The 19,862-nt window shown below is 63.1% G+C and carries 15 protein-coding genes; 7 read left to right on the forward strand and 8 right to left on the reverse strand.

Annotated elements, in window-relative coordinates:
- The 3 genes from B7X90_RS06230 to B7X90_RS06240 all read right to left on the reverse strand — a co-directional run.
- The coding region (locus tag B7X90_RS06230) for an amidohydrolase family protein (RefSeq protein ID WP_292622706.1) at positions 1 to 963 on the reverse strand (963 nt) is incomplete at its 3' end.
- Positions 960 to 1,781, reverse strand: a complete 822-nt coding sequence (locus B7X90_RS06235; RefSeq protein WP_292622709.1) for an NAD(P)-dependent oxidoreductase — start codon at positions 1,779 to 1,781, stop codon at positions 960 to 962. The genes B7X90_RS06235 and B7X90_RS06230, both read right to left, overlap by 4 nt.
- A 62-nt stretch (positions 1,782 to 1,843) precedes the next feature.
- A complete protein-coding gene (locus tag B7X90_RS06240) occupies positions 1,844 to 2,995 on the reverse strand; it encodes a LysR family transcriptional regulator (protein ID WP_292622711.1) in 1,152 nt (383 codons plus the stop codon).
- Between the two features lie 106 nt (positions 2,996 to 3,101).
- Between B7X90_RS06240 and ligK the strand changes: the two genes are divergently transcribed.
- The 5 genes from ligK (at position 3,102) to B7X90_RS06265 (ending at position 8,543) form a co-directional block, all read left to right on the forward strand.
- Positions 3,102 to 3,776: a 4-carboxy-4-hydroxy-2-oxoadipate aldolase/oxaloacetate decarboxylase gene (ligK, locus tag B7X90_RS06245; protein ID WP_292622713.1), complete on the forward strand. Its 675-nt coding sequence runs from the start codon at positions 3,102 to 3,104 to the stop codon at positions 3,774 to 3,776.
- A gap of 141 nt (positions 3,777 to 3,917) precedes the next feature.
- Positions 3,918 to 4,970: a 4-oxalomesaconate tautomerase gene (locus B7X90_RS06250; RefSeq protein ID WP_292622715.1), complete on the forward strand. Its 1,053-nt coding sequence runs from the start codon at positions 3,918 to 3,920 to the stop codon at positions 4,968 to 4,970.
- A 118-nt stretch (positions 4,971 to 5,088) separates the two neighbouring features.
- Complete coding sequence (locus B7X90_RS06255) at positions 5,089 to 5,973, forward strand: amidohydrolase family protein (RefSeq protein WP_292622718.1); 885 nt, start codon at positions 5,089 to 5,091, stop codon at positions 5,971 to 5,973.
- Positions 5,974 to 6,260: 287 nt separating this feature from the next.
- The gene (locus B7X90_RS06260; RefSeq protein ID WP_292622719.1) at positions 6,261 to 8,156 is read left to right on the forward strand and encodes a methyl-accepting chemotaxis protein; all 1,896 of its coding nucleotides are present in this window, start codon (positions 6,261 to 6,263) and stop codon (positions 8,154 to 8,156) included.
- 42 nt (positions 8,157 to 8,198) lie between these two features.
- The gene (locus B7X90_RS06265) at positions 8,199 to 8,543 is read left to right on the forward strand and encodes a TonB family protein (RefSeq protein ID WP_292622720.1); all 345 of its coding nucleotides are present in this window, start codon (positions 8,199 to 8,201) and stop codon (positions 8,541 to 8,543) included.
- A 261-nt stretch (positions 8,544 to 8,804) separates the two neighbouring features.
- On the opposite strand, the gene clpB is transcribed toward B7X90_RS06265, so the two are convergent.
- Both clpB and B7X90_RS06275 read right to left on the reverse strand, forming a co-directional pair.
- Positions 8,805 to 11,384, reverse strand: coding sequence for an ATP-dependent chaperone ClpB (gene clpB / locus B7X90_RS06270; RefSeq protein ID WP_292622721.1), 2,580 nt, complete (start codon positions 11,382 to 11,384; stop codon positions 8,805 to 8,807).
- Between the two features lie 183 nt (positions 11,385 to 11,567).
- The gene (locus tag B7X90_RS06275) at positions 11,568 to 13,187 is read right to left on the reverse strand and encodes a M28 family metallopeptidase (RefSeq protein WP_292622724.1); all 1,620 of its coding nucleotides are present in this window, start codon (positions 13,185 to 13,187) and stop codon (positions 11,568 to 11,570) included.
- A gap of 208 nt (positions 13,188 to 13,395) precedes the next feature.
- On the opposite strand from B7X90_RS06275, the gene B7X90_RS06280 reads away from it, so the two are divergent.
- Entirely contained in the window at positions 13,396 to 16,254 is a 2,859-nt protein-coding gene (locus B7X90_RS06280; RefSeq protein ID WP_292622725.1) for a pitrilysin family protein, read from the forward strand.
- A gap of 186 nt (positions 16,255 to 16,440) precedes the next feature.
- Positions 16,441 to 16,737 carry a hypothetical protein gene (locus B7X90_RS06285; protein WP_292622727.1) on the forward strand — a complete coding sequence of 99 codons (297 nt, stop codon included), beginning with the start codon at positions 16,441 to 16,443 and terminating at the stop codon, positions 16,735 to 16,737.
- A gap of 60 nt (positions 16,738 to 16,797) precedes the next feature.
- Here the strand turns inward: B7X90_RS06285 and B7X90_RS06290 are convergent, their stop codons facing one another.
- The 3 genes from B7X90_RS06290 to gatB form a co-directional block, all read right to left on the reverse strand.
- On the reverse strand, positions 16,798 to 17,682 hold the full coding sequence (locus B7X90_RS06290; RefSeq protein WP_292622729.1) for a hypothetical protein: 885 nt from the start codon (positions 17,680 to 17,682) through the stop codon (positions 16,798 to 16,800).
- Positions 17,679 to 18,266 carry a hypothetical protein gene (locus B7X90_RS06295; RefSeq protein ID WP_292622732.1) on the reverse strand — a complete coding sequence of 196 codons (588 nt, stop codon included), beginning with the start codon at positions 18,264 to 18,266 and terminating at the stop codon, positions 17,679 to 17,681. Before B7X90_RS06295 ends, B7X90_RS06290 begins: the two co-directional genes overlap by 4 nt.
- A 102-nt stretch (positions 18,267 to 18,368) precedes the next feature.
- Positions 18,369 to 19,862: an Asp-tRNA(Asn)/Glu-tRNA(Gln) amidotransferase subunit GatB gene (gene gatB / locus B7X90_RS06300; RefSeq protein ID WP_292622733.1), complete on the reverse strand. Its 1,494-nt coding sequence runs from the start codon at positions 19,860 to 19,862 to the stop codon at positions 18,369 to 18,371.

The raw sequence follows: 19,862 nt of genomic DNA on the forward strand, positions 1-19,862 counted from the left end.
GAAAATCGCGTGGCGTTCAGCATCGCTGATGTCGAGCGCATCGACATAGCGCTTGGTGTCATCGAAATAGAAGCCGGTGGTGGGATCGATCCCGCGCACAGCGCCGACCATTTCAGACCCGAACAGGATGTTCTTGTTCTCGATCACGTCGGCCAGCAGATCGACGCCGGGCTGGTGATAGACGCAGGTATCGAAATAGACATTGTTCATCAGATGGCCCGAAAGATCGGGTTTCTTGAGCATGTCGGCCAAACCGCGATAGCGCCCCCAGTGATAGGGCACCGCGCCGCCGCCGTGTGGGATGATGAAGCGCAGGGTGGGGAACCTGCTGAACAGATCGCCTTCGAGCAGTTGCATGAAGGCGATAGTGTCCGCCGCGATATAGTACCCGCCCGTGGCGTGCATGGCCGGGTTGCACGATCCCGAAACGTGGATCATCGCCGGAACGTCCAGCTCCACCATCTTCTCGTAGAACGGGAACCAGTATTCGTCGGTCAGCGGCGGATGGGTGAAGCGCCCGCCGCCCGGATCGGGATTGAGATTGCAGCCGATGAAGCCCAGTTCGTTCACGCAGCGGTCCAGCTCGGCAATGGAGCTGGTCATGTCGGCTTCAGGCGACTGCGGCAACATGCACACGCCCGCAAATGTCTCGGGGTAAAGCCCGACGACGCGCGCAATCAGATCGTTGCAGACTTGCGCCCACTTCACCGCGACTGACTGGTCGCCCACGTGCGGGGCCATCGCGCTGGCACGGGGCGAGAAGATCGTCATGTCCGCGCCGCGCTCCTTGAGAAGGCGCAACTGGTTGGATTCGATGGTCTCGCGAATCTCGTCATCCGAAATGTCGGGATAAGGTGGCGCGGCTTCGCCTGCCTTGAACGCGGCCTTCTGCTTCTCGCGCCACTCGTCGTGCGCCTTGGGCAACACGGTGTAGTGGCCGTGGCAGTCGATGATCATGGTCATGCGACTTCGGTCCTCTCTGCGGTGAATGCGATTGTCTTGCCTGCCTGCTCGCGCTGGCGCTTGACCGTGCCGCTGGTCATCAGCGGCTCCACGCCCAACGCTTCCAGCGTCTTGGCGGACTCTTCCATCTCGGCGGCGCGGCGCAGCCCGTGCGTGGTCATGCGCTCGACGTTGTACTCGGCGCGCTCGAACCAGCTCTGCGCCTTTTCACTGGCGTCGAGCGAGGACAGGACTTCGTCAACCACGCCAGCCTTGGTCGCCGCCAGCATCATCTCGGCGGTTAGCGCCTCGATGCCCTTGACCATGACCGAACGGATCATCTTGATCGCGCTGGCTCGGCCGATCTCGTCGCCCACCACACGCGTTTTGGCAAAGCCTGCCGCCCGCAGCAGCGCTTCAGCCTCACTGCCATGTGCGCCCGAAATCAACAGCGGCACATTCATCCGCGCCGGGTTGACCGGGGCCAGCACCGCCACATCGACGTAACGCCCGCCCTCCGCTTCGATGGCCTTGGCGGCGGCACGCTTGGTATCGGGGGCCACCGAATTCATGTCACACCAGATCGCGCCCGGCTTCAAAAGCGCGGCGAAGTCTTGCGCGGCAGGCAACGCTGAATCCGCGGTTACCAGAGAAAACACCAAATCCGCGTCCGACAGCGCACATTCCGCCGTCGCGCAGGCAACGACGCCCGCCTCTTCCATCACCGCGCGGCGCGCCGGATTGATGTCAAAGGCCAGCGCCGCACACTCCCAGCCTGCCGCCTTGGCAAAAGTGGACCCGGCCTCGCCGAAGCCGATCAGGGCAATTGTGCTCTCCATGACGGCGGTCCTGCGCGGACACGCGCAAAGGAACAAATGCAAACATCGCGGCAGGTATAAATTTATGCAAAGCCTTCTGCCGCCACTTCGCGCAGCAACCCTACGAACGCGCCTTGCGGTGCAGTCGGCCGCCACCCCTCGCGCGTGGTGATGCCGATAGTGCGCATTACCGGCACCGGCGGCGGCAACGTGGCCAGCACGCCTGCCTGCAATTCCACGGCGAGTTGCGCCGGGGAAAGCAGCGTCAAGGCATCGGACCCCAACAACAACTGCCGCACTGTCAAAACCGATCCGCACTCGATCCCCACGTGCGGAGGCTCGGCCCCGGCCGAGCGCATCATGCCCTCCCAATAGTGCCGCAACGGCGTGTCACTGGCGGGCAGTATCCAAGAATAACTTGCCAATGCAGCCCCATCTACGGGCGATGACAACAGGGGGTGCCCCGCGCGCATCACCAGCGCAGGCTGATCCTCGAACACGGCTTCTTGCGCTAGATCATCCAGCGCCGCCGTTTCCCGAAGCGCCCCCAACATCAGATCCACTTCGCCATCGCGCAGCGGCCCCGAAAGCTCGGCATGGCTTCCCTCGACCACCGCCACATCCACCCCCGGATGGCGCGCGGCAAAGCGCAGGATCGTTTCGGGCAGCCATCGCGCGCGGGACAGCGGCATGGCCCCCACCACGATCCTGCCCGCCACCTTGCCTTGCCACGCGGCCACTTCGGCAAGGCCGCTGCGCAACTCCGCCATCGCCAGACCGAAGCCGCGCGCGCGCCGCTCTCCGGCAGGGGTCAGCATCACCGACCGCCCGCGCCGGTCCACCAACCGCTGCCCGAGCGCGACCGAAAGGTCCGCCACTGCGCGATGGAGCGAGGCGGACGACAGCCCGGTAGCGTCTGCCGCCACGGCATAGCTTCCGGCGCGGGCGAGCGCGAGGAATGCGCGCACCTGCGTGCCGGTCACGCGCGGCGAGCCGACATGCGCAATCGCTGCTTCTGCGCGCGGGGCCAGCAGAAGCGTCGGTTCGGTCGGCGTCATCCCCGCAGGGCCGCGCTCGAACAGCGCGCAGCCAAGGTCCGCCTCCAGCCGCGCAATAGCCTGCGTCAGTGCAGGCTGCGTCAGGTTCACAGCCCGCGCCGCGCGCGTCACGCTTCCGTGGCGAACCGTGGCGGCGAAAGCAGCGATGTGGCGGATGTTGATTGCGTGGTAAGCCATGCCCGCTCGCTTAGCATTTCCTTATGGGCCGGAGCAAACAATGCATTGGTTCGTAGCGCGCCGCAGTCGCATGGAACGCGCGAAGAGTTTTCCATGGGAGCCGGAAATGTCGGGTATCGTCGTCCAGAACATCGAGCGTGCCGATCCAGCCGTGATCGACGGCCTTGCTGCTTGCGGCGTTGCCACCGTCCACGAAGCGCAGGGCCGCACCGGCCTGCTCGCCAGCTATATGCGCCCGATCTATCGCGGCGCGCGCATCGCAGGGTCTGCCCTCACGATCAGTGCCGCGCCCGGTGACAACTGGATGGTGCATGTGGCCATCGAACAGCTTCAGGCCGGAGACATCCTGCTGCTCGCCCCGACGTCCCCATGCGAAGATGGCTACTTCGGCGATCTGCTGGCCACCAGCGCACAGGCGCGCGGCTGCCGGGGGCTGGTGATTGACGCTGGCGTGCGCGATGTGCGCGATCTGACCGAGATGAACTTCCCCGTCTGGTCCAAGGCGATCTACGCACAAGGCACCGTCAAGAACACGCTCGGCAGCGTCAACGTACCGGTCGTCTGCGCCAACGCGCTGGTGAACCCCGGCGACGTGATCGTGGCGGATGATGATGGCGTCTGCGTGGTGCCGCGTGAGAAGGCCGCCGAGGTGCTGGCCGCCGCACAGGCGCGTGAAGCGAACGAAGGCGAAAAGCGCGAGAAGCTGGCGGCGGGTGTGCTGGGCCTCGACATGTACAAGATGCGCGAACGGCTGGAGAAGGAAGGGCTTAAGTATGTGTAATTCCTCCCCGTCACGGGTAGGGGGACCGCGTAGCGGTGGAGGGGGCTATCCATTGCCCGACACTTCTCGCGTTGGTGCTGATGCGATAGCCCCCTCCACCACGCTTCGCGCGGTCCCCCTCCCCGTGCCAGGGAGGATCACATGACGTCAGCTCCCTGCATGTGGATGCGCGGCGGGACGTCGAAGGGCGGCTACTTCCTCAAGGATGATCTGCCCTCAGACACCGCCGCCCGCGACGCCTTCCTGCTCGCCATGATGGGCAGCCCCGATCCCGTTCAGATCGACGGGATGGGCGGCGCGGACCCGCTGACCAGCAAGGTCGCCGTCGTCAGCAAATCGACCCGTGAAGGCATCGACGTTGACTACCTGTTCCTGCAGGTCTTCGTCGATCAGGCCATCGTCACCGACGCGCAGAACTGCGGCAATATCCTTGCTGGCGTCGGCCCCTTTGCCATCGAGCGCGGCCTTGTTTCGGCCACCGGCGATGAAACCCGCGTCACCATCTTCATGGAGAACACTGGGCAAGTCGCCGTTGCTTCGGTCAGCACGCCTGGCGGTAAGGTCTCCTACAAGGGCAAGGCAAAGATCGACGGCGTCCCCGGCTCGCACGCGCCGGTCCCGCTCGAATTCCGCGACACCGCCGGGTCTTCCTGCGGTGCGCTCCTGCCCACCAGCAACGCGGTCGATGTGGTCAACGGCGTTGCCGTCACGCTAATCGACAACGGAATGCCCTGCGTGGTGATGAAGGCCGAAGACCTGGGCATCACAGGATATGAGGACCGGGACTGGCTTGACGCTGCGACCGACCTCAAGGCAAGGATCGAAGCCATCCGCCTGATCGTCGGCCCGATGATGAACCTTGGCGATGTGAAGGAAAAGTCGGTCCCCAAGATGATGCTCGTCGCCCCGCCCAAGAACGGCGGCGCGGTGACGGTGCGCAGCTTCATTCCCCACCGTGCGCACGCCACCATCGGCGTGCTGGGCGCGGTCAGCGTCGCCACAGCATGCCTTATCCCCGGTTCGCCTGCGGCCGAAGTTGCCGAAATCCCCGAAGGCAGCCGTAAACTGCTGTCGGTAGAACACCCAACAGGCGAAATGAGCTGCGTGCTTGAAGTGGACGACAGCGGCGACGTCCGCACCGCCGCCTTGCTGCGCACCGCGCGCAAGCTGATGGATGGGGTGGTGTATGGCTGAGGCGGTGCAACATGCTTCGACAAGCTCAGCATGAGCGGAATTGGGGCTTTCTGGTTCAAAATATAGGTCAGCTCGGCCTGAGCTTGTCGAAGGCCCACAGCTCAAACGGATGGACACAATGACTGATCGCATCATCAGCTGGCACGCCAACCCCAGCAAGCCGCGCTACACTCCACCCGCAGGCGCAGTCGATGCACACTGCCACGTCTTCGGCCCGATGGCGCAGTTCCCGTTCAGCGCCAAGGCCAAGTACCTGCCCGAAGACGCCGGCCCGGACATGCTTTTCGCCCTGCGCGATCATCTCGGCTTCGACAAGAACGTGATCGTGCAGGCAAGCTGCCACGGCACCGATAACGCCGCGACGCTGGACGCCATCGCCAAATCGAAAGGACGCGCGCGCGGCGTTGCCGTCGTCGACCCCGCAATCTCCGAGGCCGAGCTTCACGCCCTGCACGACGGCGGCATTCGCGGCATCCGCTTCAATTTCCTCAAGCGCCTTGTCGACAATGCGCCCAAGGACAAGTTCCTCGAAGTTGCCCAGCGCCTGCCAAAAGGGTGGCACGTGGTCATCTATTTCGAGGCCGACATCCTTGAAGAACTGCGCCCCTTCATGGACGCCATCCCCGTCCCGCTGGTGATCGACCACATGGGCCGCCCCGATGTGCGGCAGGGGCCGGACGGTGCGGACATGAAAGCGTTTCGCGCCTTCCTGAACAGCCGCGAGGACATCTGGTTCAAGGCCACCTGCCCCGACCGGCTCGACGCGATCAAGGAAGGCGGCGCAGGCGATCCGTGGAACGCCTTTGCCGATGCAGTCGCGCCGCTGGTGGCTGATTATCAGGACCGCGTGCTGTGGGGCACCGATTGGCCGCACCCCAACATGGACACCGAGATCCCGGATGACGGCCACCTCGTCGACATGATCCCCCGCATTGCGCCCACCGAAGAGCTTCAGCGCAAGCTCCTCATTGACAACCCGATGCGCCTTTACTGGGCTGACTGATCGGCTGCGAAGGTGCGCCCCCGCGAAGGCGGGGGCCTCAGGCCATTTACGCGAACATTCCGATACAACACCGAGACCCCCGCCTTCGCGGGGGCGCAGCAGCGCGTTAACCACACAACGCCGCGCATTTCCGTGCTCTGATCCGGCCAGCCCAAGCGCCGTCGCAATACAACTGAGCGAAATCCTTACCCACCGCTGCGCAGCATTACGGGGCCGCGCCCTTACCGAAACTTGCCCTTGTTCCCTTAGCACCGGTTCCCATGCCGAGAGCCTTTGCGGGGACCGAGATGCTCAAGTTCAATATCACTGCCAAGTTCATAGCCGCATTCGCACTGCTTCTTGCGGCCACCGCCGCAATGGGCCTGTTTGCCATTTCCAAGCTTGGCGAAGTCAACGACATCGCAGCCGAACAGCGCACAGTGTGGATTCCCGGCGCTGAAACGCTTGGTGATATCCACGCCTTCACCTCGCAGTACCGGTTGAAGCAGGGCGAGATGTTTGCAGGCTCATCGCCCGATGCGATGGCCCGGAGCCAAAAATTGCTCCGTAGCGCCCGCAATGCCATCGAAGGCGGCCTTGGCGACTATGAAAAGCTGGTCGTCACGCCCGAGCAGAAGGCGGCTGTCGGTGCGATGAAAGACGCGTGGGGCGCGCTGACGGCACAGGACGAAACACTGCAATCCATGGCGCTTGCCGGAGACACAGCAGGTGCCAGCGCAATGCACGAAGGCGAAGGTCTCGACACTTTCTACACGCTCGAAGACACGATCCTCACCGCGATCGACGCCAACAAGAAGGCCGCAGACGCTGTCGCCACCCGCGCAGAGCATATCCACGCATCCGCCCGCAAATTCACATTCGCCGCGATGGGACTTACGCTTCTTGCCGCGCTTGTCATGCTCGGCCTGCTGATCCGCAGCATTGCCCGCCCGGTCGTGAAAATGTCCGAGGCCGTTTCACGCCTGGTGGACGGCGATCACGCGGTCAATGTCCCCGGCCTGTCCCGCAGTGACGAACTTGGCCAATTGGCCCGCGCGCTTGACCGGTTCCGCGATGTCTTTGCTTCTGATCACGCACGCGCCGAATCCGAAAAGGCACAGGCCCGCGAAACGCAGATCACTATCGATGCGATTGGCGATGGCCTCACCGCGCTCGCCGAAGGCAACCTCACGTTCCGCGTTAACGAAAACGGCTCGGGCGCGCTTGCCAAGTTGCATGTCGACTACAACGCCGCCGTTGCTTCGCTCGAAGGCGTGCTGTCGAAAATCGTCGATGGCTGCAACACGATCAAGCTTGGCACGGACGAAATTGCCAGCGCCTCAAATGATCTGGCCATGCGCACAGAACAGCAGGCCACCTCGCTTGCCGAAACCTCGCGCACGCTCAACGAATTCACCACATCGGTAAAGACTACGGCAGAGAATGCCAAACAGACCAGCGCACGCCTCACTGTGGCCCGCTCTACCGCCGATGGCGTGGGCGACACCGCCAACCGCGCCATTGCCGCCATGCGCAGCATTGAAAGCAGCTCGAAGGAAATGGCTGAAATCGTCGGCGTGATCGATGGGATTGCCTTCCAGACCAACCTGCTGGCGCTCAATGCCGGGGTCGAAGCCGCCCGTGCTGGTGATGCGGGCAAGGGCTTTGCCGTGGTTGCTACCGAAGTGCGCGCGCTTGCCCAACGCTCAGCCGATGCCGCCAAGTCCATCCGCGATCTGATCAGCAAAAGCACCGAAGAAGTCAGCGGTGGCGTCGCGCTCGTGGAATCGAGCGGCGAAGCGTTGCGGCAAATCGTCAGCGAAGTCAGCGCCGTTTCTGGTCTGGTCGATGCCATTGCCGAGGCAGCAGGCCAGCAGGCCGCAGGCATCGCCGACATCTCAGGCATGGTCGGATCGATGGACTCGTTCACGCAGCAGAACGCCGCGATGGTCGAGGAAAGCTCGGCCGGCACCCGTAACCTTGCAACCGAAACAATCTCGCTGGTCGATCAGCTCGCCCGCTTCCAGCTTGGCAAAGCGTCCGGCCTCAGCGCAGGCGCTGCCTTTGGCAAAGCCAGCTACACGCCGCCTAGCGAAGAACCGGCCGCACGCATGGCCCCACCATCACGATCAGCCCCACCACCTCCACGGGTTGTCGGCAATACCGCCCTCAAGCCCAGCGAGGACGACTGGTCCGAGTTCTGACGCCTTCCCCCCATCCCTCAACCACCACGCAAGGACAAATCCATGAAAATGATCGAGAAGTTCGCCTTCTGCTTCGCTGCCCTGGCACTCACCGCAACCTCCGCCTTTGCCCAGTCAGCAGACTGGCAGAAGCAGGTTGCCCGCATCATCGGCTCGAAGCAGACCTATCCCCGCACCGCCCAGATGCGTGGCGAAGAAGGCACCGCCCGCGTCAAGGTCTATGTCGGCGCTGGCGGCCAGATCGAACGTGCCGAATTGGTCGCCCCATCGGGATCGTCAACGCTCGACAAGGAGGCCGTTGCCATGCCTACCCGCGCCGGATCGGTTCCACCCCCGCCAGGAGGTGCTACCGCAATCATCGTGCCGGTCACTTGGAAGTTGCTCTAATTCAAAAGCTTGGCATCGGCATCGCCACCCCCTGCGGCGCTCGCCGATGCCCAGAACTGCCGGATACCCCTCTCGGCATATGATTGGGGCGGTCCCAAGTGGACCGCCCCCTTTTTGCGTTGCATAACGCCCAGTGAGACCCCGCAAAGGCTGGGACCTCGGCGGTTTCACTGAATTTGGTTCGGACTGCCTGAGGCCCCCGCCTTCGCGGGGGAGCAGGTTGTGGAGAGAGGGAGAGGGAGCGCAAAGGCCCCCCAACCCTCAACTCACCACAAAACTCAGCGCTCCATCGCCTTCGTCAATCATCACAGTGCTGCCATCAGGCACTTCGCCGCGTAGCAGCTTTTCCGCCAGCGGATCCTGCAAGTACCGCTGCACCGCCCGCTTCAACGGCCGCGCGCCATAGACCCGATCGTAGCCAACCCGGCCCAGCCAGCGCTTGGCCGCATCGCTCAGATCCAGCACGATCTTGCGATCCTTCAGCAGCTTGGCCACCCGCGCCACCTGGATTTCGACGATCGGCGCCATGTGCTCCTGCCCCAGCCGGTGGAACAGGATGATCTCGTCGAGCCGGTTGAGGAATTCGGGCCGGAAATGCCCGCGCACCACCTCCATCACCTGCGGCTCCACCAGCCCCACATCCTGCCCCTCTTCCAGACTGGCAAGGTATTGGCTGCCAAGGTTGCTGGTCAGGATGATCAGCGTGTTGGTGAAGTCCACCACGCGGCCCTGCCCATCGGTCAGGCGGCCATCGTCGAGAACCTGCAGCAGCACGTTGAACACGTCGCCGTGGGCCTTCTCCACCTCGTCGAACAGCACGACCTGATAAGGCCGCCTGCGAACCGCTTCGGTAAGAACTCCACCTTCATCGTAACCAACATAGCCTGGAGGCGCACCGATCAACCGGCTCACGGAGTGCTTCTCCATGAACTCCGACATGTCGATCCGAACCATCGCGGTGTCGTCATCGAACAGGAATCCGGCCAGCGCCTTGGTCAACTCGGTCTTCCCCACACCCGTCGGGCCGAGGAACAGGAAGCTGCCCAGCGGCCGGTTCGGATCCTGCAAACCAGCCCGTGCGCGGCGCACGGCCTTGGACACGGCAATCACCGCGTCCTTCTGCCCGATCACGCGCTTGCCGATCACTTCTTCCATCTTGAGCAGCTTCTCGCGCTCACCCTGCAGCATCCGGTCCACCGGCACGCCGGTCCATTTGCTGACCACGGCGGCGATGTCGTCGGCGGTCACTTCCTCGCGCAGCATCGCGTTTTCGGCAACGCCCTCTGCTTCGGCCAGTTGCCGCTCCAGTTCGGGGATGCGGCCATAGGCAAGCTCGCCCGCCTTCGCCAGATCACCGTTGCGCTGCGCAACTTCCAGTTCGCTCTTCGCGGCGTCCAGCGCTTCCTTGATCTTGCCCTCGGCGGCAATCTTGTCGCGCTCGTTCTGCCAGCGCGTGGTCAGTTCGGCCGATTGCTGCTCGTGATTCGCCAGTTCCTCGCGCAAGGTCGCCAGCCGGTCCTTGCTTGCCTGATCGGTTTCCTTGGCCAGCGCCATCTCCTCGATCTTCATCTGGATGATGCGCCGGTCGAGCTTTTCGATTTCCTCGGGCTTGCTTTCCACTTCCATGCGGATGCGGCTCGCGGCCTCGTCCATCAGGTCGATGGCCTTGTCGGGCAAGAAGCGGTCGGCGATATAGCGGTTGGACAGCGTCGCCGCCGCCACGATCGCATTGTCGGCAATGCGCACGCCGTGGTGCAGTTCGTACTTGTCCTTGATCCCGCGCAGGATCGAGATCGTATCCTCCACGGTCGGCTCACCCACGAACACCGGCTGGAACCGCCGTTGCAACGCGGGGTCTTTCTCCACGTACTTCTGGTATTCATCGAGCGTGGTTGCGCCGATGCAGTGCAGTTCGCCGCGTGCCAGTGCGGGCTTGAGCAGATTGGAGGCATCCATCGCCCCCTCGCCCTTGCCCGCGCCGATCAGCGTGTGCATCTCGTCAATGAACAGGATGATCTCGCCCTCGGCGCCCTTCACCTCGTCGAGCACGGCCTTCAGCCGCTCCTCGAACTCGCCACGATACTTGGCGCCCGCGATCAGGCTGCCCATGTCGAGCGACATCAGGCGGCGGTCCTTGAGGCTGTCCGGCACGTCGCCATTGGCGATGCGCAGCGCGAGGCCTTCGGCAATCGCGGTCTTGCCCACGCCCGGTTCGCCGATCAGCGCCGGGTTGTTCTTGGTGCGCCGGGCAAGGATTTGCACGGCGCGGCGGATTTCCTCGTCGCGCCCGATCACGGGATCGAGCTTGCCCTCGCGCGCCGCCTGCGTCAGATCGCGGGCATAGCGCTTCATCGCGTCATAGGCGTTCTCGGCGCTCGCGCTGTCAGCGTTGCGCCCGCCCCTCAGTGCGGTGATCGCCGCTTCCAGCGCCTGCGCGGTGACATTCGCCGACTTCAACGCTTGCCCGGCCGATGTCGCCGCCGCCAGCGTCAACGCCACCAGCATCCGCTCCACCGTCACGAAGCTGTCGCCGGACTTGGCCGCAATCTGCTCGGCAGAGTCCAGAACGCGCACCGCATCGTTGTCCAGCCCCGGCGTCTGCTGCGCGCCGGAGCCTGAGACGGCGGCGATTTTGGCCAGCGCCTTGTCCACTTCAGCCTGCGCCAGCGCGGCATTGCCGCCCGCGCGCTGGATCAAGCCGCTAGCCATGCCTTCGCTGTCTTCCAGCAGAGCCTTCAGAATATGATCGGGCGTGATCCGCTGATGGTTCATGCGGATCGCCACGGTCTGTGCGGCCTGCAGAAAGCCCTTGGCGCGGTCGGTGAATTTTTCGAGGTTCATGGTGTTGAACTTCCTCCTGTTGCGCTGAACATGGTGTGGCTTTTTCGCAACACAAGGGCCGCGCCGACGAAAATGCTACGCGGTTCGACCAGCGCGTCCCCGCGCAGGCGGGGACCTCGGTCGGATTACGCTGCCGTTCTGTGATAGCCCTGAGGCCCCCGCCTTCGCGGGGGCGCAAGCATGTTACTTGGTAGGATCAGCCGCCTTCGCCGCTCCCGCCGCAAATTCCTTGCCGAAGAAGCTCCCCGCATACCACTTCGGTCGCTCGTCCGCGTTTGCCAGCGCTTGCACGGTATAGTAGTTCACTTTGGCGAACAGCGCCCCTGCCTCCCAGTCGAACGGCAGCTTCATGTCGTCGCTCGGCTTGTGATAGTGGTCCTTGAGGAAATCGCGGAACGCCTTTTCGCCCGGTCCGGCAAAGCCCGTCATCATGAACACCGCAGGTACACCCTGCTGCACGAAGCGGTAATGATCAGAGCGGGTGAACAGCCCCTCCTCCGGCATCGGATCGGGCGAGAGTGTGATCCCGGCCTTCCTGGCAGCCTCGGCCACGACCGGACCCATCGTCGAATTCTCCGCGCCAAAGGCCACGACATCGCTGAACTTGTAGGTCAGCACCGGCATGTCGAAATTGACGAGACCCACGACCTCACCCTTCACGACAGGATTGCGTGCCAGATAGTCTGACCCGATCAGCCCGCCCTCCTCGCCGGTCAGCGCGGCAAACATCACCGAACGGCGAGGTTTGTCCTGCACCACCGCGCGGGCGACCTCCAGCATCGTCGCCACGCCCGAAGCGTTATCCATCGCGCCGTTGAACAGCTTGTCCTCACCCTTCCCATGATCGCCGATGTGATCGAGATGCGCGGTCATGCCCACGAACTCGCCCGCCACTTTGGGATCGCTCCCCGGCAGCATGGCGACGACGTTTTCGCTCACCACGTCTTTCCACGTGTTGGCGAACGACAGGCTGGCCTTGGCCTTCAGATCGAACCCCTTGGGCCGTCCGCCGGTCTTGTTGGCCTCGGCAAAGATCTTCGCCAGCGGCTTGCCTGCTGCTGCAAACAGCGGCGCGGCGGCATCAGGGTTGAGCGTCGCCGAACCCCTGATCGCGCTTGTGCGGCTGAAGGCCTTGCCATCGGTGCCGACCCAGCCCTTGGCCGGACCATCGGAAATCTCCACCCGGCGCGCCCATGGGCGGCGCGCGGTGTCCTCGATGGTCGGGACCGAGATGACCGCCACTGCCCCGCGCTTCATCGCCATCACTGCCTTTTCAGAATTGAGGTGCGCGCCTAGCTCGCTCGGCGTGCCCTTGGGAAAGCCGGTGAGCACGACCACGATCTTGCCCTTCACATTCAGGCCCTTGTAGTCGTCAAAGCCCAGATCGGGCCGATCAAACCCGAAGCCCGCGAAGACAAGCGGCGCTTCTGTCGCCACCGCCTTGTCGCTCAGACTCGGCCGCACCAGCACTTGCGCGGTGTCGGACAGCACGGTCTCCTTACCGCCAAAGGTCAGCGCCAGCTTGGGCTCGCCGTCAAGCCGTGCTTCGCGCACGGTCAGTTTCTGGAAGAATGAGCCGTCCGGCCCAGCAGGTTTCAGCCCCATCGCGATGAACTGCGACGCGACGTAGTTGGCAGCAATGTCGTAGCCCTTCGACCCGGTATCACGCCCTTCCAGCAGATCGTCGGCCAGAAAAGTGACATGCGCGCGCACGGCTTCGGGGGTGAACACCGGCTCTTCCGCAAGTGCCGGAACGGCAACGGAAACCAGCAGGGCGGTGGAGAGCAAAAGCTTGACGTTCATCGGTTTCTCTTTGTCATTCATCGAAAGGGACTGCGCGGCGCACAGCCAAAGCAAACGCCGCACTTGCGCGCGCGATCATGGGCATTAGAAAGTTACCAATCAAACCAAATCTGGAGCAATCGCATTCCGGCTTCGTTCAGCCCTGCCCCGCTCTGGAACCACAGCACAACGGCAGTCGTATTGCTGCCACGACAACATCGGGAAGCCCATGCAGCGTAAAATCACCACCAGCCTGTTTGCTATCGCCGCCGCCACCGCACTCACGGCTCCAGCAGCCGCGCAGGACGCTAAGGCAGCACCGCTGGCCGATCTGGTATCGAAGGTCAAGATCCCCTACGAGAGCTTCAAGCTCGACAACGGGCTGACCGTGCTGGTCCACACCGACCGCAAGGCTCCGGTGGTCGCCGTTTCGATCTGGTACGGGGTGGGTTCGAAGAACGAGCCGAAGGGCAAGACCGGCTTTGCCCACCTGTTCGAACACCTGATGTTCAACGGCACCGAAAACGTCCCCGGCGATTTCTTCGCGCCATTGCAGCAGGTCGGCGCGACTGATCTGAACGGCACGACATGGTTTGACCGGACCAACTACTTCCAGACCGTGCCCACCGCCGCGCTGGACATGGTGCTGATGATGGAATCAGACCGCATGGGCCACTTGCTTGGCGCAGTGACTCAGGAAGTGCTCGATAACCAGCGCGCCGTTGTGCAGAACGAAAAGCGGCAGGGGGACAACAACCCTTACGGCATGGTCGAGTACGAGCAGCTCGAGAACCTCTACCCTTCGGGCCACCCTTACCACCACTCCACCATCGGTTCGATGGCAGACCTCGATTCGGCCAGCCTGGATGACGTGAAGGGCTGGTTCCGCGACAATTACGGCCCCAACAATTCGATCCTCGTCCTTGCTGGCGATCTCGATGTGGCAACGGCAAAGGCCAAAGTGGCCAAGTGGTTCGGCGATATCAAGCCCGGCCCGGCGGTAAAGCCGGTCAGCGCCCCGGTGCCTACCCTGCCCGCGCCGCTGGCCAAGACGATCAAGGATCAGGTCGCTACCACGCGCATCTATCGCATGTGGGCGGTGCCGGGGCTGGACAACCCGGATTACCTGCCGCTCGATCTTGGTGCTTCGGTGTTGGGCGGCCTCGCCTCGTCAAGGCTGGACGATTCGCTCGTGCGGCAGCAGAAGCTGGCCGTCTCGGTTTCCGCCCAAGCTGAAATCTTTGCACAAGCCTCGCAATTCGTGGTGAAGGCGGACGTCACCCCGGGGCAGGATCCAGCCAAGGTTGCCGCCGCGCTCGATGCAGAAATTGCAAAGTTTATCAAAGAAGGCCCCAGCGCCGACGAACTGCAGCGCGCGGCAATGTCGGCCACGGCCAACGAAATCCGTGGGTTGGAACGTACTGGCGGATTCAACGGAAAGGCACCGACGCTGGCGGAGGGGCTTCTCTACAATGGCGATCCGGCACACTACCGCACCGAACTGGAACGCACCGCAGCGATGAAGCCTGCCGATGTGCAGGCGGCACTGGCCAAGTGGCTGTCGCGTCCAGCGTTTGCCCTGACGGTGGAACCGGGTGAACGCGTCGAAGGTGGCGAAGGGCGCGGCGGGTTCTATACAGACAATGCAACCGGTATGCGCCCTGCCTTCTACGCCGATCCCGCACTGCCGACAAAGGGAGCGCCAGTCGCCAGCACCGGCGCGGCAGACCGTTCAAAGCTGCCCGCCGTGGGGGAACTCGCCCCACTCGATTTCCCGGCGATCCAGCGCGCCACGCTCAAGAACGGAATCCCCGTCTATTTCGCCAAGCGCAGCGAAGTGCCGACCGTTTCGGTCCGCGTCAGCTTCGATGCGGGCTATGCCGCCGATCCCAAATCGGCGCTGGGCACGCAATCGCTGCTTCTCAACCTGATGAATGAAGGCACCGAGACGCTCGACAGTTCAGCGCTTGCGCGTGAGCGGGAGCGACTGGGCGCGGAGATTTCGCTCTCGGCAACGAGCGACCTCACTTCTTTCCAGGTCAACGCACTTTCGCCCAATCTCGCCCCATCACTTGGCCTTCTGGCCGACGTTGTGCGCCGCCCCGCGCTCGATCCCGCAGAACTTGAGCGCGTGCGCACGCAGCAACTCACGGCGATTTCCGCGGAATTGAAGAACCCGCAGGCACTGGCAGCCCGTGTGCTGGTGCCTATGCTTTATGGCAGCCACCCCTATGCCTTCCCGGCGAGCGGACTGGGTGATCCAGCGGCGGTCAAGGCCATGAGCCGTGACGACCTGAAGGCCTTCCACACACGCTGGTTCCGGCCCGATACCGCGAAGATCTTTGTGGTGGGTGATACAACGCTCGATGCAGTGGTGAAAATGCTGGACGAGAGCTTCGGAAATTGGCCATCCAACCGCATGGCGCGCCCGATGAAGGACTTTTCCGCCGCCGTTCCGGCACAGAAGAGCCGCGTGATCCTCGTCAACCGCCCCGGATCGCCACAGTCGTTCATCATGGCGGGCAAAGTGATCGATGCGAAGGGCACCGACGACAACCTGGCACTCGGCACGGCCAACGACATCCTTGGCGGGAACTTCCTGGGCCGCATCAACATGAACCTGCGCGAAGCCAAGGGCTGGACCTATGGCGCCTACAACGGCGTGACTGAACCGCTCGACAAGGTGCGTTTCCAGGTGATCGCACCGGTACAGACGGACCGCACCGGGGAATCCATCGCCGAGATCAAGCGCGAAATCGACGAGTTCGACACGAGCAAGGGCGTGACCGCCGAAGAGTTCGACTGGTCAACCAAGGGCAGCGCGCGCGAACTGCCGGGCGCGTTTGAAACCAGCGCGGCAGTGCTGGAAGGCGTCGCCAAGATCGTCAACTACCAGCGCCCGGATGACTTCTACGAAACGCTGTCGGCCCGCTACGGCAAAATGACCGCTGCCGAGGCTGACAAGGCCTTCCGGTCAAAGGTCAACACCGATGGGATGGTCTGGGTCGTCGTGGGCGATGCCGCCAAGGTGAAGCCGCAGTTGGAAAAGCTGGGCCTGCCGGTGGAAGACATGGCCACGCCGGAGTGACAGTGCTCCCCCTCCTCTTCAGAGGAGGGGGCAAGGGGGTGGTGTTTCCTACGCACAAGCATCGTCGAAACGCCACCACCCCCAACCCCCTCCTCTGAAGAGGAGGGGGCTTTTGTTGGCCTGTCTTGCTATTGACACTTTTGTAATTAGACTACGCGCGACCAACACGAAAATGGGAGAGCATCCATGTCCGTAGCCGGCACCTACAATTGCGTGACCCACACCCCCATGGGTGACCAGACCAGCACCTTCACCGTCAATGTCGATGGCGACAGCTTCACCGGCACCAACGCTGGCCAAACCGGAACGATGGAAGTGGAGAACGGCAAGGTCGATGGCAACACGCTGACCTGGCAGATGAAGATGACCGTGCCGATGCCCATGACGCTGGATTGCACCGCCACCGTCGAAGGCGACAAACTGGACGGCAAGGTCACGGCAGGTATGTTCGGCACCTTCCCGATGGAAGGCACACGGGCCTGACTTCACACAAACGGACGCAAAAATAGGGGGCAGGTACTTGGCCTTGCCCCCTATTCCGTTTCAGCGGACCGCAGGCGTGGTCTGCGCTGCCTGAGCGGTCAGGTCGATGACCTTGCCGCGCTCGTACCGCATCACGCCGTCGATCGGCATTACGCGGTCAACTTCAAGGCCGAACCAGTTGGGCATCCGGTCAACCGGCATGAAACGCGCCACCACGACTAAGTCGGCCGGGACGCGCGGATCAGCAAACGGTGTGGGCGCGAACGCCAACGAGGTTGTGCCTTCGGGCAAATCTAGCGAGGTTTTGGCGCGCGCTTCCTTTGGCCCACGCAGGGATTCGATCCAAGGCAGGCGCATCTTGCCAAGCGAGGTGACCTTGCCCGCTTCCGCCTGGAACGCCACGGTCCCGAGGCACGCGCAAAGCCCGCCGGGCACGGCGGCCATGACATTGCCGTAAAACACGTATTCGCCCGGCTCGACCTCGTGCAGATAGGTCGAAGCTCCGCCCTCAGCCTTTGCGAAGCGATTTTGTGGGCCGATGTGGACAGTGTGGACCTGCTCATAGCGCGGCCATGAGAAGTTTGCCTCAGTCGGTTCCTGCGGCTCCTTGGGGCGGCCTGATGCCGGAGTTCCCTTGGACAGCAGTGCCACTTCCTTCTTCCACGAAGCGTGCTTTTTCGCCCACTTCTCATGTTCCTTGGCCAGTTCCTCTGCACGTTTGGCCGCGTGCTTTGCAGCTTCATCGGCATTCGGACGCTTCATCAGCAGCGGGTTGACCTGATAGTCCCCCTGCACCGCGATATAGGCCTTGGCCGGGTTGAGCACGACCTGCGGCTTGTCCGCTACGGCCTTGTGCTCCCACTTCTCCTTGTCGTCCGCCGCATGGGCTGCGAGCGGCAGGAGAGCAATTGCGCTGATGAGCGCCAGTGTTTTCACGATCCTCACAGGCCCAAGTCCTTTCCTGCCGGGGCCGGACCGGAAGCGACCTTCGCCTGTTGGGCGAGCAGCATCTGCCGCTCGGCTTCCTTCACACCATCAAGGCCTTCCTCGAAATTGAACGGCTCCCACTTCTCCTTGGCGAGTCCGTAGCGCGAATAGCCTTTGTAATTCATGCAGCGGCGCATGTTCACGCGGCGCAGGCGGCGCTTTTCCGAAGAGCCGAAAATTGCGCCCATCAGTGCGTTCGCAATCAGACCGCCCGCCGCTCCTGCCATCGTGTAGGTGTAGGGATAGGGCGCGTCCTGATAGCGGTAGCCCGAATCCAGCCCGCGCGCGAGATTGTCGCATTCGCGGATGTCGCTCAGCGCTTCGGCGAACGACGTTTCGGCGCGGTTGAAGACGTAATATTTGTCGAAGTCTTCTTCGATCAGCGGTGTGGACGTGAATGCCAGATCGGGCATCGACACGCTGGCCGAGTCCGGGATCGCGGTCATCACATCGTCTGCAGTTGCTTTTGCGGCGTCCTGAGCGCGCGCAACCCCACTTGCCGCCAGCGCGGCACAGGCCAGAATGGCCAGCTTTCCCTTCATCGGTGCACCCCCTCGTGATGCTGCACAATGCAGCATCACGAGGGACTACGTAACCAGCGGCGCAGGCGGCGGCAAGGCTGCCTTACGCGCCGACCTGTGGAATCAGGACAGCTTCTTCTTCAGCAGTTCGTTGACCATGCCGGGGTTGGCTTTGCCCTGCATGGCCTTCATCGTCTGGCCCACGAAGAAGCCAAACAGGGCTTCCTTGCCGCCCTTGTACTGCTCGACCTTGTCAGCATTGGCCGCAAGGATGGCGTCGATGGCAGCTTCGATGGCGCCGGTGTCCGATGTCTGCTTCAGCCCTTCGCGCTCAACAATCACGCCCGCGCCGTCGCCGGTTTCGAGCATCTTTTCCAGCACCTGCTTGGCGATGGAGCCGGAAATCGTGCCATCGGCGATCAGCGCCAGCAGTTCCGCGCCTGCCGCCGGGCTGACGGGCGAGGTTTCGAGGCTCGCACCCAGCTTGTTCAGCGCGCCGAACAGTTCGGAGATCAGCCAGTTGGCGGCCTGCTTGGCCACCTCGGCTTCGGGCTTCTTCGCCAACGCCGCCGTTTCGGCCAGCAGCACTTCGAACCAGCGCGCGGTTTCGACATCTGCCGTCAGCACATTGGCGTTGTAGGCCGAAAGGCCGAGCGCGGTTTCATAGCGTTCACGCTTGGCATCGGGCAGTTCGGGCAGGCTCGCGCGGCATTCCTCAAGGAACGCATCATCGAGTTCGAGCGGCAGCAGATCAGGATCGGGGAAGTAGCGGTAATCGTGCGCGTCTTCCTTCGACCGCATCGAGCGCGTCTCGTTGCGATCGGGATCGTAGAGGCGTGTTTCCTGAACGACCTTGCCGCCGTCCTCGATCAGCGCGACCTGACGTTTGGCTTCCTGTTCGACCACGGCCATCACGAAGCGGACCGAGTTGACGTTCTTGGTTTCAGTGCGGGTGCCCAGCTCACCGCCAGGCTTGCGGACCGAGACATTGACGTCGGCGCGCATCGAGCCCTGATCCATGTTGCCATCGCAACTGCCGACAAAGCGCAGGATCGTGCGCAGCTTCGACAGGTACGCCCCGGCCTCGGCGGGTGATCCCATGTCCGGGCGGCTGACAATTTCCATCAGCGCCACGCCCGAACGGTTGAGGTCGACATAGGACATCGTCGGGTGCTGATCGTGCATCAGCTTGCCTGCGTCCTGCTCCACGTGGATGCGTTCGACCCCGATGGTCTTCTTGGTATCGGGGTTCTTGTCGTCCAGCTGAATCTCGATCGCGCCTTCGCCCACGATGGGGTGATAGAGCTGGCTGATCTGATAACCCTGCGGAAGATCGGCATAGAAGTAGTTCTTGCGGTCAAACCGCGACCACTTGTTGATCTGCGCATTGATGGCCATGCCGGTGCGCACCGCCTGCCGGATGCATTCGCGGTTGGGCACGGGCAACATGCCCGGCATTGCCGCATCAACCAGGCTGACCTGCGTGTTCGGCTCCGCGCCGAACGCCGTCGCCGCGCCGGAAAACAGCTTGGCGTTGGTGGTGATCTGCGCATGAACTTCGAGGCCGATCACGACCTCCCATTCACCAGTGTCGCCCTGAATACGATAATCGCTCAT

Origin of the sequence: Novosphingobium sp. 17-62-19 (genome assembly GCF_002256775.1) — a bacterium.
Classification (GTDB): domain Bacteria; phylum Pseudomonadota; class Alphaproteobacteria; order Sphingomonadales; family Sphingomonadaceae; genus Novosphingobium.